General features: G+C 61.7%; 7 protein-coding genes and 1 pseudogene. All 8 read left to right on the forward strand.

Features of this window, described 5'->3' with window-relative positions:
- Positions 1-327 precede the first annotated feature (327 nt).
- The 8 genes and pseudogenes from C0R46_RS09135 (at position 328) to C0R46_RS09170 (ending at position 15,929) form a co-directional block, all read left to right on the forward strand.
- Positions 328-2,175 (forward strand): DNA cytosine methyltransferase, encoded by a 1,848-nt coding sequence (locus C0R46_RS09135; RefSeq protein ID WP_157944604.1) that lies wholly within the window; start codon positions 328-330, stop codon positions 2,173-2,175.
- Complete coding sequence (locus tag C0R46_RS09140; RefSeq protein WP_245413499.1) at positions 2,168-2,608, forward strand: very short patch repair endonuclease; 441 nt, start codon at positions 2,168-2,170, stop codon at positions 2,606-2,608. Before C0R46_RS09135 ends, C0R46_RS09140 begins: the two co-directional genes overlap by 8 nt.
- Positions 2,609-2,633: 25 nt before the next feature.
- Positions 2,634-5,195 carry a hypothetical protein gene (locus C0R46_RS09145; RefSeq protein ID WP_102959328.1) on the forward strand — a complete coding sequence of 854 codons (2,562 nt, stop codon included), beginning with the start codon at positions 2,634-2,636 and terminating at the stop codon, positions 5,193-5,195.
- A 35-nt stretch (positions 5,196-5,230) separates the two neighbouring features.
- Complete coding sequence (locus C0R46_RS09150; protein ID WP_157944605.1) at positions 5,231-7,324, forward strand: hypothetical protein; 2,094 nt, start codon at positions 5,231-5,233, stop codon at positions 7,322-7,324.
- Between the two features lie 6 nt (positions 7,325-7,330).
- A complete protein-coding gene (locus C0R46_RS09155) occupies positions 7,331-13,189 on the forward strand; it encodes a DEAD/DEAH box helicase (protein ID WP_102959330.1) in 5,859 nt (1,952 codons plus the stop codon).
- Positions 13,186-14,121, forward strand: coding sequence for a protein NO VEIN domain-containing protein (locus C0R46_RS09160; RefSeq protein ID WP_102959331.1), 936 nt, complete (start codon positions 13,186-13,188; stop codon positions 14,119-14,121). Before C0R46_RS09155 ends, C0R46_RS09160 begins: the two co-directional genes overlap by 4 nt.
- A gap of 145 nt (positions 14,122-14,266) precedes the next feature.
- The gene (locus C0R46_RS09165) at positions 14,267-15,055 is read left to right on the forward strand and encodes a metallophosphoesterase (RefSeq protein WP_102959332.1); all 789 of its coding nucleotides are present in this window, start codon (positions 14,267-14,269) and stop codon (positions 15,053-15,055) included.
- Positions 15,056-15,276: 221 nt separating this feature from the next.
- Positions 15,277-15,929: pseudogene (locus C0R46_RS09170) on the forward strand (arylesterase).
- Positions 15,930-16,498: the final 569 nt, after the last annotated feature.

A 16,498-nucleotide genomic window follows, 5' to 3' on the forward strand; every position in this document is an offset into this window, starting at 1 on the left:
CGAGATGTAGTGGCCGCAGATCTTCGATGTGTCTGGCAAACTGGCGACCCGAAACCAGATCCCTCCGAGTAAGCGGTCGCGAATGAGCGGATCCTCGTTGAAGTCTGGGTCACCGATTTTGCGAGATGGCCCTCGAGCGGACGTTCCTCGATCATGTGCGACATGGCTGTTCCTCTGCTTTCGCCTGGAACGTTTGCATCCGAAGGAGAAAAGCCGAGATCGAACCCTTGCCGCTTTCATAACGGCGCCGTTCAATTCGATTATTGTGAAAGTCGTTCTCGTTTATGCTGCAAGGACGATTCGGAGTATCATGAGTTGAAGACATCGATGCAGGCGATCGACCTTTACTGTGGCTGCGGGGGCATGTCGACGGGAGCCGCAATGGCGCTTCCCAACCTCGAAGTCAGATGGGCGCTGGACATCAACAAGTACGCCACGGAGACGTTCAAGAAGCGCCATCCGAACGCAATCGTTGAGTGCCGCAACGTCGCCGAGGTCTCCGCCGCCGGAATCCTCGAGAAGGCGGACATCTCCGCCATCGACTGGTTCTTCGCCGGGCCAACCTGTCAGGCCGTCAGCACAATGGGCATCTTCCATCCGGGGGATCCGCGGAACGCGCTCTTCGTGCACTTCGCCCGCCTACTCGACGGCTTCATCGATCTTGGGCTTAAACCTCGCAACATCGTCCTCGAGAACGTCCCGGGGATCGTCTACGGCAACAACCTCGCTATCGTCAGAGAACTGTTCCAGTTCCTCTCCGGCCGCGGGTATCAGGTGGCGGCCGATGTCGTCAGCTTCGCCGACTACGGTCTTCCCCAACTCCGCAACCGGTTCTTCCTCGTGGCGACGACCTCAGATGCCCCGATCAGCTTTCCTCGCCCGATGTTCTCGGAAGACGGAGCCGACGGCCTACCCCGCTATAGAACAGTGGGAGAGGCGATTGAGGATCTCTATCCGCTTCCTGCTCGGCGGGACAACCATCCACCTCTGCCATATCCGTCGGAGCCACTCAGCGACTACCAAACGGCGCTCCGCAGTGAGAGCGGCGAACTGCAGAACCACACTTGTTCGCAAATCAGCGAGTTGAACCGGGCGCGGATCGCGACGGTGCCCCAAGGCGGTAGCTGGAAAGACATCCCGCAGGATATTCTGCCGGAGCGATTTCACCGCGTAAGGATGACGGACTACGCGACGCTCTATGGTCGACTGCACGACAGGGCCCCATCCTATACCATCTCGGCTGGCTTCGCCAACATCACGTCCGGCTGCTTCACCCATCCTCACGAGGATCGGGCGCTGACCATTCGTGAGGGCGCGCGACTGCAGGGATTTCCTGACGATTTCGTCTTCACGGGCCCCAAGACGGCGCAATACCGGCAGGTCGGCAACGCCGTGCCGCCGTACGGCTTCGCACAGGTCGTCCGACATCTCGCATCCGGTGCAGAAGGCCGGCCGCCCCGCCTGACGATCGATGCCGTCAACGCGAACAAGGGACTGCCGAAGGCAGTGCGTCGCTTCATGGGACGCAAGACGAATTCCGATCTGGGCAAGGATGGCTACGGCGGAGGCACGTACTGGCCCAAGGGCTGGGGGCCGGAGATGGAACGAGCCGAGATCGCAAGAAACGGGCACCGCAAGGACGACGGGCCGCTGCGCTACCCGCGCCGTGAACGTCGGGCCGTCAAGGACGGAGTTGCTCTGCAACCTCTGACGAGCCTGTTCCGAAGCGATGACGAGGACCGGAAAGGTATCGCCCGAGCCCTGATGCCGGCTTCAGAGGACGTCACGTTCTCAGTTGCGATCGTCGCCGGACCGGCGAAGAAGCTGGATCCGCTGGACTGCTCGATCGTCCGCTTGCTGTCCGCTATGTCTGAAGTCGACGGGCACTTTGTTCTTGACGTGCCGTTCGCCTATGTCCGCGGGCGAATAAAGCTGATCGCAGCTCTCCTGAAGGACGAGGAATGCGCCGGCGCGCCTGTCGAAGTCTTGTCAGACGAAGATAGTCGCTCTGTGGAGATCCGATGGTCCGGCCGCCGCAGGACCGACATGATCCTGGGCTTCGACGGCCATGCGAAGGAACCTGGCACGGCCTGTCTCACCGTGACTCGCATCGCCCCCGCCAAGAAGCCACTTCGGGAGGGAAAACGAGCCCCCCGGAAACAGAAAATTGGCTGAACCGCCCGTCGATCCTCGCCGCAGCGAATTGATGAAGCGAGTCCGTCGGCGCGACACCACCCCCGAACTGATAGTCCGTCGCGCCCTGCGGCGCCTTGGTGTCCACTACCGCCTGCAGGGTAAGGACCTGCCTGGCAACCCGGACGTCGTGAACCGGCGCAGAAAACTCGCCATCTTCGTTCACGGTTGTTTCTGGCACCGGCACCCGGGATGCCGCCTTTCCTCAACGCCGAAGACGCGCACCGAATTCTGGAAAGCGAAGTTCGCGCGAAACGTCGAGCGAGACCGACGCGCCGAGATGATACTCACCGAGCACGGGTGGTCAGTCGTGGTCGTCTGGGAGTGCCAGACGAAGGATTTCGACCGGCTGCTAAAGGAGTTGAGAGAATCGCTTTCTACAACCATAGTAAGTAAGGCGACCGATCGGGGATAGGTCACACACGCTTAGGGGGAAGCAGATGCCGTCTGCGGTCGAATGGGAGGATTGGTGTCTCGAAACCTTCTTCCTCAATGCCGCGGTCAACGGCCGAATCGACGCGATCGAGGTCGATGACGGGAAGATCATCGAATACTCCGGGGCCGCGAATCTGGAAGGCGCTCACCGCCAATTCCTTTCGGTGCTCCCGACGATGCTGGACGACTATCTAAAGGGCGAAGTCAGTCCTTCGTTTCGGACAGTCGGCAAGGCAGCATCTCGCTCGCTTGCGCAGAGCGAGGCGCGACCGAACTTCGTTCGGGTTCTCATTTTCTTCCTCTGGCTGCAGATCACCGTCTCAAAGGACGAGGACGAGGGAGACATCAGAAGAATGGCGACGGCCGCCCTTGGACGGCAATCGCCGCAGGTCCTCGTTGGGCTCCACAACATGTGGATCGCATTGGCACGATGGCTCAAGGAGTATCGGGACATTGTCTTCGAACTCCCAGATCATGGCAACGAGACGCATGTCGGAATCACCAAGCGCCTTGCCTTCCCAACCAAGAAGGATCTTGATCTCCTCCGCCGAGTTCGAGACGATGGATACTCACGAACCGACCTCCGGTCGATCAGCCGGCGAATCGCCGGCGACAGCTACTTCGACCGCACATCGCCGGCGTTCCGCCGCGCCTTCGAATCCTGGCAGACCGCGGGAAACGTCGATGAGGAGGCCGCGAGAGAACTTCCCTTCATGAGCGCCTGGGCGCGAGTACTGGCGGAGAAGGAAATCGGCACGAGCATTGTATTGTCCTCGGACGAGTTCGGGGAGATCGAAGCTCAGAAAATCCTTGCTGACGGGAGATCACGAACGCTCCAGTCCGATCTAGAACTTCAACAGGAATGCAATAAGCTTCGTGGTGAGATCGCCAAGGCTGCGAGGGTCGGCATGCTGACGCTCCAACGATCCGGCTCGGCGTCATGGATAATCAGCGAAGGAAATCGCACGGGCGAATGCCTAATCTCGAAATCCGCCCTTGGGAGATTAACGCCGCTCGTGCGGAGCAAAATTCAGATACGTGGCGAAGTTCGCTATTTGTCCTGGCACCTGTGCAATGTAGGACAGCCTACGGAAATCGGGAGCAACGCCCCGCAGAGCCCATCCCTTCGCTTCGTGGACAAGGTTCGTGTCGGCGCTCGGGGAACGTATCTGGGGCGGTGGCCGATGACGCCACATATCGTCTATCCAGGAGGCCGACAGCCCGTCCTTGTGATCGAGGGGCAATCGTACGAGAGCACGTCGATCGGTGCCCGAATCGCGAGCTTCCCTCAAGGGGTGTGGAATGGGCCCGTAAGCGCACAGGCAGGAAGTCAGGTAACGACTGTCACGCTCCGGGGAGACGCGTATCCCCATGCGGACGAGGACATTCGCTACTTCGATCGGTCGTTGCATCTGCCAGAAGACGGCGTTTTCCACGACTCGCAGCCAGAAGATCCAGATCTCCTGACGATCGGATCTTCCAAACCAGGAATTGAACCGGACCCTCGACTAATTGCGCTACAGGAAGCCCTGTACGCCCGCAGCGCACGAACCATGACACTTCAGGCGGCGGTGGACTTGGCCTCGCGAGTCGCCTCTACCGACGGTGCACCCGACGTGTGGTCATTTGTCCGGCTTTTCGTCGACAGCGGATGGTTCGACATCCCGTACGTGTCGCAGGTGCCTGCGCGAACGCTGGTGCAAAGACGCCCCAGCTATCGTTCCCGAAAGAAGGCCGGTTTCGAAGGTGTCTCCATCGAGGGGCCAATGCCGGTCCTGCTGGAGGAGGCAATCCATCGGAAGGCGGAAACTTTCGGCTTGTCTTTCGAGCGGCATCTTGGGTGCACGGCGTGGAGTCTCCCGAAGCTCTGGGTCGGCTCGAGCGACAAGGATGCCCTTCAGGCGTTCCTCAAGTCCAGCGATCTCGAAGAACCTCGGGTTGCGACAGTTCTGAAAAAGCCGAACGAGTGGTCGGACATCGGCGTCAGTGACGACTTCGAGCGGACCGGCACCTGGGGTTCCGCGGAAGTCCGATTCGGCGGAAGCTACGCAGCCGAGCCATGGCCAAAGTTCGTGCGGATGGACCGCTCTGCCAGAGACACCAACGCACGATACGTGGTCGAGCACGATGCGGGCCGGCGGGAAACGTTTGGCTCCGCGAACCTCGCTCTCCTTCGATATCTGGACTTGCGAAAGATTACTGCCTTCGAGGCCTCCGGAGACAAGATCCGGACGATGCACCACCGCTACCGGCTTCCGTCGGCATGGGCGCGGTGGCTGGCCACCGTCCATCTCCGCAATTGCGCACTCGAGCCAAGTGACGACGGATGGGCATGCATCTATCCGGCCTCTCCGAACTCGGCGCTCATACTCTCGAGTATTTATCCCGCACTGCGTGTGAAATCCGCTTCGCAGTCAACCGAATCAGGCATTCTTCCATGGATGGAACGGACACGGGTCCGCCTCGCAAGAGATCGTCGTCCGATCTGGCACGACGGGAAATTGAGGGCGATCCACGATCTCTCAGGCTTGCGGACATGCTCACGAGAACCCCGCGAAACAAGATGATCTGTAGGCTCCGGGATCGCGCAGGCTTCGACGCCGTGATCATCGAGCCGATCCGCGCGTCGGACGCGTCCGGCAACGAGCACGGTCTCATGCCCTCGAGTCCCTTCACGGTTCGATCCGCGGCCCTGCAGAACGAAAGCCCCGGAACCTTCTGGGACATCGAACTCGACGCCGAGAAGAAGCCTTCCGTCGAACATACTGTTTCTGACGCTTCGGTTCTGCTTGCGCGGCCAGGAGGAACGCAGCATTTCCACTCGTCGGTCTCGCTGCCGACGACGTCTTTCGCACTCCCCGACGGCGGTCCGACTCGGACAGCCCGCAGCGTCTCCAGACTCGTCGTCGCGCTCCTCCCCGATCGCTCCGCGCAGAGCCCGGCCTCGGTGCTGCGGCTCGACGGAATCTTGGCCCCTTCCGCGATCGAGGCAGACTTCTTCGGGATCGGCCCTGACCTCTTTGTGAGACGCGACGCCCTGACCATTCAGTCGGGCCGACATTTCGCGCCGGAGCGGCAGGCGGGCCGATTCCCTGCGTTCACTCTATCCGGACGACATCACGACATCGTCCTGTCCGGCAGAAGTCTGCGGATCTTCATGGACGATCCGAGCATCCAGAGCCGCCCCGTGGACATCAGAACCGGAGCGGAAAAGGATCAGGCGCTTCGCGATCTTCTGGAGAAGGCGGCTTCCTCCGGGCGACTCGACGCGGGGGACCGAGAGATACTGGCGCGAGCCGCGCACCTGGTCGACGCGCTTTCGTCGGACGGCCTCGCCGCCGAAGAGTTGGAGGTCGCAAGAGCGACCTTGGCAGACATCGTAGACCGCACCCCGATCATCGAAGCGCTGCCCAAGCTTCTACGTGAAGACCCCGCCTTCTCCGAAGACCTCAGGTCGTCCACGGAAAGGGCCCGGCAGGAATTGATCGAGAAGATCGAGGAGGAGTTCACCGGCCCCCGGCGGGAAGCCGAGACGGAACTTGCCGACGCCCGGCGGGCTCTGGAGGAAGCGAAACGCGAACTGTCCCTCGCAGCGGAACGAAGCCGAGCCTATGCCGACGCCACGGCATCGGCCATGGCAGAGATGAAGGCGAGCATCGAGGAAGCCGTCATCGCGTTCCTCGGCGAGAGCGCGATGGATCTCGCGACCCGCGTCTCCTCTCTCGAATCCGGCAGTACGCAGCGGGAGACGGCTCCCGACATCGACCTCATAGTCGACCGTCTTCTCGACGCTCCCGCCTCGCTAGCGCGAGTCGCGTCCGCGCTCGCCTCGGCGACAGCCGAAACAGAGAGAACGGAGCGCGGATCTCGGCCGAAGGCCTCGAGCCCTCAGGACCGGGCCGGAAGTCTGAGAATGTGGGCGTACGACGCTCATATGCAGTTTTCCGACCTGATGATCATGTTCGTCGCGTCGATAACCTGGCGTGTCCCGATGTTGGCCGGACCTCACCGGGACGCCGCCGCAGAAGCGATCTGCAACGCCGTCGGCGGTGGAGAACACTACGTCGTGCACTGCGATCCGACGATGGTTTCGTTCGCCGACTTAGTGGGCCGGAAAGGTGATTTCTTCACCCCCTTCAGCGATGCGATCGAGGAGGCGGCGGAAAATTCCGACATTCTCGTTCCGGTCCTGCTGCGCAACATCAACTACGCGCCGTGTCAATTCTGGCTGCAGGCGCTCGCTGATCGCAAGGACGGCTATCCCCTTCCGCGAAACCTTGTGGTGATTTCCACACTGGCCGACGACGGAGGAAGGGTTGGGATCCCCGAGGCGCTCTGGGACCATCTGGTGCCGATTACGGCAAGCCGGCCATCCGGAGATGCTCCCACATCGGCGCTGCCAGACGCCCAGGCCTACAAGTCGATGCAGTGGGCGCGCGCGAAAGCCGGAACTGGTCCCATCCCGGAAGGGCTGATGCAGGCAGCGCAGCGTGCTTGTAGAGCGGCGTGCGGCGCGACTTTCGACACGTCGATCGCTCAAGACGGCCATTTGCTCCTGACGACTGCGGCCGCGTACCTCGACCTGGATCCCGACGACATCAGACTCGGATTCGAAGCCGCACTCCGTTGGAAGCTGCGGGCGGAACGGTCGGACGACGAACTGATCGCGAAGACGATCGACATCCTGAAAGGCTGAAAACCGATGTACGATCCGATCGGCGGCTTCGAGCGCTCGAAACAATTTCTTGTCTCCTACATCGAGACCGCCTTCCGGATCGATGATCCCGAGGTGTCACGAATCCGCCGGGAGATCCTGGAAAAGCCGGGCACGCTTTCGCTGGATCCGATTCTTGAGATGGTTCCGCGATACAGGGCGGCCGACACTCGGATCGACGAACTCGTCGGACCGGCCGGCGACCGGTACCTCGGTGACATGCCGCTCGCGCATCGGCGCGCTTTCGTCGATCTCGTCCTCTCCGGACTGTTCGAGAGTTTGCTCGACGAGAAAGGCCGGCGGGTGGGCGCCTATGCGCCATATGCGCACCAGTTGCAGATGCTGGCGAGAGGACGGATCGACGGTCATCCGGGCATCGTGACGTCCGGTACCGGCTCGGGAAAGACCGAGTCTATGATATTGCCGGTCTTGGCGCAAATCGCGTCGGAAGCGGTCTCGTGGAAGGCCCCGTCTCGCGAACTGGGGACGCGCTGGTGGGAAGACGGGAACAAGTTCGCCTTCCAGCGCGCCGGCGAACGACGTCCTGCCGCCGTCAGGGCTCTCGTCCTCTACCCGATGAACGCGCTGGTCGAGGATCAGTTGACGCGTCTGAGGAAAGCCTTGGATTCGCCGGCCGCCCGCTCGGTCCACGAGGCCCATTTCGCAGGCAACCGGATCTACTTCGGCAGATATACCGGAGCGACCCCGGTCACCGGGTTCCTCGATCACCCGCGCCCGGCGGAAGACTTCGAGAAGAAGCGGAAGGATCGGAAGGTCAGGGAGCTTCGCGCGAAGCTTCAGGAGATCGACACGCTCCAGACGAGGGTCCGTGAGGACGACGAGAACCGCCTCGCGGCCGATCCCGGCGCCGACGAAAACCGTTACCTGTTCCAGTCGCTCGATGGCGCGGAGATGTACAGCCGGTGGGACATGTACGCGTATCCGCCCGACATCCTCGTGACCAACCAGGCGATGATGAGCGCCCTGCTCACGCGTGAGATCGACCGCAGCATTCTCGACAAGACGCGCGAGTGGCTGCACGGGAACGCCGACGCCAGATTCTTCCTTGTCATGGACGAACTGCATCTGGTCCGCGGATCGGGCGGTGCCGAAGTGTCCGCGCTCGTCCGGATCCTTCTGCAAAGGCTCGGTCTGGACGACCCGAAGCACCGCCACAAGCTTCGTATCCTCGCGTCGTCGGCCTCGCTGCCTGTCGATGAGGACGCGGTCGCCGAGCGCAGCCTGAAGTACCTGACGGACATGTTCGGCTCTTCCGGAACTCACGGACGAGCGGACAAGGCGACGTCCATCCAAGAGATCTGGAAGGAGTCGATCGTGAAGGGTGAGGCGATCAAGCCGTCGAGCCCGACCACGGCCAAAGTCGATGTCCCGTCTCTGGTGGAACTTGCGGTAGAGTTCGATCGGGAATTTGTCGAATTGGCACGATGCGGTGCCGCAGTCACGACCGCTGCCGAACGTCTTTCGGGCTTGAAGGGGCGGGCCGCCTTGGAGGCCGCCGTAACGGCAGCCGGCCAGCTTCTCGGCGGAGCCCTGGCTGAACGACCTGCTCCCGTGACGGAGATAGCGAAGAAGGTCTGCGGATCGGACGATCCTCGCGTCATACGCGGATTGATGCTGCTTCGCGCGATCCCGGACATGCCGAACCCGATCGTGCCGGAAGCGCTGAGGCCGTCCAAGCGGCTCTTCGCTGAGCTTCCCAGCTTTCGGGGGCATTTCTTCTTCCGAAGCCTGGAGGGGCTGTTCGGGTCGCTGACCGTGAGCGAAGAGACGGGCTTTAGATGGGCCAGTCCCGACGTCGAGCGAGGCGTAGGTTTCGACACGGGAGAAGGAGCCGAGCGACTTCGCCGCTTCGAGATGCTTTATTGCGAAGCTTGCGGCACGCTCCTCGTCGGAGGACGTCGCGGCGGTGACGGAGCGAAGACCAACAGGGTCTCGCTTCTTCCGACACCGCAGGCGCTGGAAAGCCTCCCGGAGACGGCATCGACCGGGCGGTTCGAGGACTCCAGCTTCGCCGAATACGCCGTGTTCTGGCCGAGCCTTGTCGCCCCGTTGCCAGACGACCCGAAGTACAACTGGGCAAAGGCTTCGCTGGATCAACGGACCGGCGTGGTCTCGGTCGCCGAGGTGGCCGGTCAGGTGCCCGGCTACCTTCTCTCGCACCGCTCCAGCGGCAAAGACACGCACAAACGGTTCGACGACTCGCCGGGCACCGCCGTTCCCTACTGCTGCCCGAAATGCGGCGCGGACTATTCGACCCGACGATTATCCGAGAACGCTCTTCGGCGCGAGGGAAGGCTTTCCCCCATTCGTAGCTTCCGGACCGGCTTTAACAAGTTCTCCCAGTTGCTGGCGAGCGAACTCGTCGGAGCCCTCAAGATCCAGGGCGGGGATGGGAAGCTTGTCGCGTTCTCGGACAGTCGGCGCGACTCCGCCAGTCTTGCGATGGAACTGGAAGAGGCCCACCAACGGGACCTCCGTCGCGAGCTTCTCGCCATCAACGCTGAACGCATCGCGGAAGGACAGTCCTTCACCGCGGACGATGCGATCGCGCTGGAGGCGGCCGAGGCAGAAGTCGGTAAGGCAATCGCGGAAAAGCGTTTTGGCGATCTTGAGGAGATTGGAAGACGTATCAACGGTCTCGAAAGGAGACGGGATGCTGCGAACTTCCCGGTCGCCGTCGCTCTTAAGCACCTCTTCGAATTCAGCGAGGGCGCTGACCGCGAGCATGGAAACCTGAGACCGCTTCTCTCGGCGCTCGTCGGCCTGGGTGCCAACCCCATCGAGGGCGCAGACACGAAGCGGAGACTGCTCGGCAAGAGGCGGTGGGAAGAGAACTTCTACGGTCACGAGGACGGAACCTACCGCTGGAAGCAGAGCACGGACGCGAGCGACGCGCAGAAGCTCGACGACGCTCGTTCGCAACTCGAGCTTCAGCAAAGCCCGGAAGCCACGGACCTCCTGTTCAGCAAGACCTACTTCGCGATCGAGGAGACCGGCCTCGGGTGGCCGAGCTTCTACGGGACGCAAGCCTACACCGACGAATTGGACCGAAAGGACGCGTTGCTCCGAATGTTCGGGGACGCGTACAGGATCGTGCCGAACCGGTTCATGACGGTCGAGGACGCCAAGCCATGGGATAGCTGGCCGGACGTCGCGAGAAGCCGGCGTGTGCGCGAACTATCGAGATCCATATTCGGGACCGACGCGGCCGCGGCTCTCGTGGTGGAGGAATTCCTGCGGGAGATCGACGCGGCGGGTCATCGCAACGGCAGGATCGACGTCCGCAAGCTGTTCCTTCGCCCGACGCGAACCGGAGACACGTTCTGGCGCTGCGAGAAGTGCTCGAGAGTCCACCTCCACAAGGGCTTCGGACGATGCACCCGCTGCGCGGAGCCTCTGCCGCAGAAGGCTTCCGGCGTAGTCGACGAACTGCGCGACGCCAACTTTCTCGGCTCGCGCGTCGTCCGCGCCATGAAAGGCGGGGGCGAACCCTTCCGCCTGCGTTGCCAGGAACTGACCGGCCAGACCGGAGATCCGAGCGAACGCCTCCAGCAGTTCAAGGGGATCTTCGTCACTAGAGAAGGCGAGAGCGCCGACGCCTTCGACCTGAGGCGCAGCGCGCACGAAATCGACCTCCTCTCGGTCACGACGACTATGGAGGTCGGTGTCGACATCGGAGCCCTCCAAGCGGTCTTTCAGGCAAACATGCCGCCGCAGCGGTTCAATTATCAGCAGCGCGTCGGCCGAGCGGGGCGTCGTGGCCAGGCGTTCTCCTCGGTCTATACGGTCTGCCGCAGTCGCTCCCACGACCTGCACTATTTCCGGAACCCTGTCGCGATCACCGGCGACGCACCGCCGCCGCCGTTCCTCACCAACGGGTTGACCGACATTCCGGCCAGGCTTCTTCGAAAGTTCTGGATGATAGCCGCCTTCGACCTCCTGCGCGAACATGCAGGCGACGAATGGGCGGGCGACGATCTGGTACCGGGGGACTTCCACGGCGAGTTCGTGAAGTGTTCGACCTATTTTGCCTCCGACGACGATTGGCCGAGCCGCCTCTCGGCCGCTCTGGACAGAACGGACGAGGCGCGTCGAAAGCTTGCGAGCCTTCTCGCCTCCTCGTGTTCGGTGGACGAGGATGGAATACTGGAACTCGTTTCTCGGGACGCGCTCCTCGGTGCCATCGCCGGCATGCAGGAAGAGTTCGGCCACCAAAGCACTGGATTGGCTTCCGCCATGGCCGAGACCGGCCTTTTCCCGCTTTACGGAATGCCCACACGCAGTCGAAATCTCTATCTCGAGATGAATCGTGAGAGAAACGGCGAGTTCCACGGCTGGGACACGATCGACCGAGACCAGGACATGGCGATCTTCGACTTCGCTCCCGGTAGCGTGGTTGTCCGGGACAAGGAGCGCCATCTTGCCGTAGGCTTCACGGGAGAACTTCCCGATCTCTCGTTCCAAAGGGAAGCGGACGTCGAGCCCTACGGCAACTGGTACAAGGAAAGGTACGTCCTCGGCTACTGCTCGGCATGCGGTAACTGGCAACGCGATCTTCCAGAATGCGCCGTCTGCGGCTCATCTATCGACGAGGCAAATCGGCGTGCATGCATAAGCCCGGCGGGATATCGAACGGACTTCTCCCCGCGTCAGGACGATGTCAGGGTCGGAGGGCGCCGGAGCCTGAAGCTGTCGAGCATCGGCACGCTGCGTGATCCGGATACGACCGGAAATTTCGACGTCTACTTCCAGGAAGTGACCGAAATCCACACCGTCAATCCAGGGCCGGAAATGCCTGAGGGCGAGCCCTACGGCTTTTCCGTGCGTGAAGTAATCGACACGCAGCCCGTCAGAGCTTTCCCGAAGCGGCGCGTGTTCGGCAAAGAAGTTGACACCGTGCTGCTCGACCAGGCCGTTCAGAGCGATCTCGTCAGCGATCGTCGCTTCACGCTTTCGGGCGATCCACTCGTTCACGGATGGCTCGCGTCTTCGAAGAGGACGAACGCTCTCCAAATCTCGCCGCGCAGTCTCAATCCGGCGCTGCGGATCAAGGAGATCGATTCCGCGCCGTTCGGCGATCGCCGGCCGGAACTTACCAGCATCCGTGCGGCGGCAATAAGCGCGACCCAAATGATGGTCCAGCGCGCCGCTCTGGATCTCGACGTCGCACCGGAAGAGTTCGAGATCCTGGCGCCACGCTCAGCCAGCGGGCCGGACGGCAGCATGAGGCCGTTCTTGCAGATCGCGGACAGTCTCGCCAACGGTTCGGGTTTCTGCCGTCATCTGCAGACGGGCGCAAGCGCGGTACCTTTGCTCATCCGCAGCATACTGAGCGATCGAAAAGCGTGGCCGCGCAAGGCGTTGGAGGCGAAGAGCGACGCCCACGATCACAGGAAGTCCTGCGACACGTCGTGCTATCTGTGCCTGCAGCGCTATGACAACCGAAACTATCATGGCCTGCTCGACTGGCGTTTGGGGATCTCGTACCTGCGCGCCTTTTCGGACGCCGGCTTCATGTGCGGGCTGGACGGTCGCTTCTCCGAATACTTCGAACTCGAGGACTGGCCGCGGATGGCCGCCGCAATGGCAGACGAAGTTGAAAGCTATGTCCCCGGCCGCCGTCGGCGAGCGATTGGCAAGCTCGATCTTCCGGGCTTCACGCTCGACCGCAATGGAAAAAGGTGGGCAGTCGTGGTTCATCCGCTGTGGTCGCTGGAGGGCCTCAGAGAGCGCCTTCATTTTCCCGAAGATGTAGCGCTCGTTGACACGTTCGAGCTTGCACGGCGGCCGCTGGCGGCGATCGATGTCGTGAGGAACATTACGTGACAGAGGTGGCCTCGGAAGAGGCAGACGAGAAAGACGTTCCGGCCAAAAATGGGATGGACTGGTCGGACGAGGACAACGACTTCCTGGTCGGAACATATCTCAGGATGATGCGCCTCGAGCACGATGGTGTCGACTTCATCAAGTCTCATATTCGTCAAGAGGCGCAGGTCCGGCTCGAGAGAACGAAACGCTCTGTCGAGTTTAAGCTGATGAACATCTCAGCCGTATTATCCGAACTCGGTTTTATCCACCTGACCGGGTACACCAGGAAAATGAACTTCCAGCAGAGTCTCTTTGCTGCCATCGAACGCCGTCTCGTCGGCTATCCTGCCGATCTGGAGCTTCTCGAGAGCTTCTCTCCGCGGAGCGACAGGCAAACGTCGAAAGCGGCCCAAGAGGCCGAGGCCATGTCGTATGGCGTCATAGATTCGGTTCCACCTCCTAGGAGGGCTTCAGCAGAACAGCTGGAGGCACTCTCGCGTCTGGTCCGAAAGTTCGACCCGGCAGCGCGTGACGCCAGGAACAAGGCTCTCGGATCATGTGGCGAGCATTTCGTCTTCGAATTCGAGCGACGGACCATGATCGCCGAAGGAAGGCAGGATCTTCTGAGCGAGGTTCGATGGGTTTCTCGTGATGAGGGTGACGGCCATGGGTATGATATCGTCTCCGTGGACCCGCTAACGGAGAAGAAGAAGTTCATCGAGGTGAAATCCACGAGGGGATCACAGTACGTGCCATTCTTCCTCTCGCGAAACGAAATCGATGCCAGTGAGCAGACCCAAGGCTGGCAGATATACCGCGTGTTCGACATCGGAATACGATCGCGCTTGTTCAAGCTGATGCCCCCGCTCGACGCTTGCACCAGGATGAGACCGGAAACCATGAAAGTCTGGCCCTTCTCGACATTGGAAGGCAGCGGGAGTATTGCCTAGCGCATGACCCGAGGGACGATGAAGCGCCTGATGATGGAAGAGACGTCGCAGCAGCTTCGCTGACGACGATCGACATCGCTTGCCCCTATGGGCGCTTCTTCTTCAGCCAAGATCGAGGCTTGGCATTGTTCCGAGGTCCGGCGCCATGCGCCTTCTTATCGTCTCCGATCTACATCAGGGCGAGGGCGGCCTGCCGTTCGACCCATCCGACATACGCGAGCCCTTCGACATCGCCGTCGTCGCAGGCGACAATGCCGGCCGTCTGACATCGTCGATCGCCTGGCTCGGGGACCGCTTTCTCGGCACGCCGACGATCTACACTCCAGGTAATCACGACTTCTATCGCGACGAAGGTCCCGACGGATCCACGATCGAGGACGAGACGGAGGCCGGAATGGAGCTCGCGGATCGGCTAGGCATCCACCTTCTCATCGACGGGGAGGCCAATGTCGGCGGCCTGCGGTTCTTGGGATCGACCCTATGGACGGATCTGCGTGCAGGCCACCACCACAGCCTGTCGCATTCCTCCGGTGACGCTCGTCGAGGCATGAACGACTACCGGCGGATCCACCGCCGGTCGTCCACGCGGAGATCACGTCGGCTCGATCCCTCCGACACGCTGAGGTTCCATCACGCCTCGCGACGTTTCCTGGGAGAAGCGTTCGTGACGGGCGACGCCTCGCGCACGATCGTCGTCACGCATCACGCTCCCAGTCTTCGGTCGCTGCAGAGCCCGTCCGCGGAGCTGAACCAGTGCTATGCTTCCAATCTCGAGGCCGAGATCCACCTTTGGCGGCCCACTCTGTGGGTTCATGGACACATCCACAGCGCAAGGGACTACCGTATCGGGCCCACGCGCATCATCTGCAATCCAGCCGGTCGTGCGGAGGAATATACCGGTTTCGAACCCGAGCTGATCGTCGACATCGACTGACGACATCGACGAACGGGCTGCTCCTTCCTGGTACCCGTCCGGTTGAGGCGAGGCCGTCCGCGTGCGTCGAGGGCTGCTCGCCTATGGCAGGCAGACGGCAACTCCGGATCGCCGCAATTGCGACATCGACGACTAGACGGCGAGAGGAACGGCCCGTCGAAACAGCCGAGTTGAATGCATAGATGGGGTCAATCTGATACCCGAAAATCACGGACATCGACATGTTCCAGAACAAGGCCATCCGAGCCGCTCTCGGGGCCGCATCCCTCGTCGCCGCGACCGCGCTGGACCAACCGGCCGACGCCAAGACAAAGGCTCGGCCGATCAGCATCGTCGCTTTCGGCGACAGCCTCACGGCAGGCTACCGGCTCGATCGAAGCGAGGCGTTCCCCGCTAGGCTCCAGCAGGCGCTGAAGAAGCTCGGATATGACGTCGCGGTCCTGAACGCAGGTATCTCCGGCGACACCAGCGGCGGCGGTCTTGCCCGGGTTGCTCGCGACGTGCCGAAATCCGCCGACCTCGTCATCCTCGAACTAGGCGCGAACGATATCCTTAGAGGAATTCCGCCGACGACGACGGAGCGCAATCTCGACTCGATCCTCGAGCGGTTGCAGAGCAACGGCAGCGACGTGGTGTTGGCGGGAATGATCGCTCCTCCGGGAATGGGAACGCATTCTCCCGCTCGTTCAACCCAATCTTCGAGAGGCTGGCGGCCAAGCATGGGGCGGCATTGTATCCGTTCTTCCTGAACGGGATAGCGATGCGATCCAGCTATAACCTCGGCGACGGCATCCATCCGAATGCGGCCGGAGTGGATCGGATTGTCGACGGCATTCTTCCCGTCGTGACCGCCCGCCTCGACGCCCTGATTTGAGACCTCTCGGAAGAGGGACGTGCCAGCCCGTTGCCTTGCATCGACGAGAGTTCGGCTGACAACAAAGCGCTGCGCCAGAGCAGGATCTCTTCGATCGGTCTCTCGCTGCTCTCCCGATAGGCTGCACGTGCGGCCTGATCGAGGAGGCAGTCGTCCGTGACGAAGAACTCGTCCGCTGACGACAGGAGGATCTGGTTGTTGCCGAAGAGCTGGGTGGGAGAGCAATCGTCAGCTTCAACGCCTAACGGCTCGCCGATGGGGCGCCCTCGTAGTGGAACCCTGCGAGTTATCCATCTCGCGGGTCGTCGAATTCGATCTGGGATACCATCGCGTCTTGACGCGCGGCGCATCTAACAGGGTTGCCGTAATTGGTTAGCAGCCCGAGGGGTGCTTCCATCCCGGCGACGCGTTTAACCAGAGCTGATTTGCATCGAATCAAAACGCTTGCCTCACCGCACGTGTACCCTTTATGTTCTCATCATGATCGAGCGTCGAATGAAAACGCCAGTAGCCGTGATCCGGCTAGAGACACGCCGGAGATAGTGGGTTCCACCCCGTCCTCCGGCGCC

The sequence above is a fragment of the Mangrovicella endophytica genome (genome assembly GCF_002893625.1).
Lineage (GTDB): Bacteria > Pseudomonadota > Alphaproteobacteria > Rhizobiales > Rhizobiaceae > Mangrovicella > Mangrovicella endophytica.

Excerpts from the sequence above, each read along its gene's own strand:
- C0R46_RS09135 (WP_157944604.1), top strand. The coding sequence starts at position 328 with ATGCAGGCGATCGACCTTTACTGTGGCTGCGGGGGCATGTCGACGGGA.
- C0R46_RS09145 (WP_102959328.1), top strand. The coding sequence starts at position 2,634 with ATGCCGTCTGCGGTCGAATGGGAGGATTGGTGTCTCGAAACCTTCTTC.
- C0R46_RS09155 (WP_102959330.1), top strand. The coding sequence starts at position 7,331 with ATGTACGATCCGATCGGCGGCTTCGAGCGCTCGAAACAATTTCTTGTC.
- C0R46_RS09165 (WP_102959332.1), top strand. The coding sequence starts at position 14,267 with ATGCGCCTTCTTATCGTCTCCGATCTACATCAGGGCGAGGGCGGCCTG.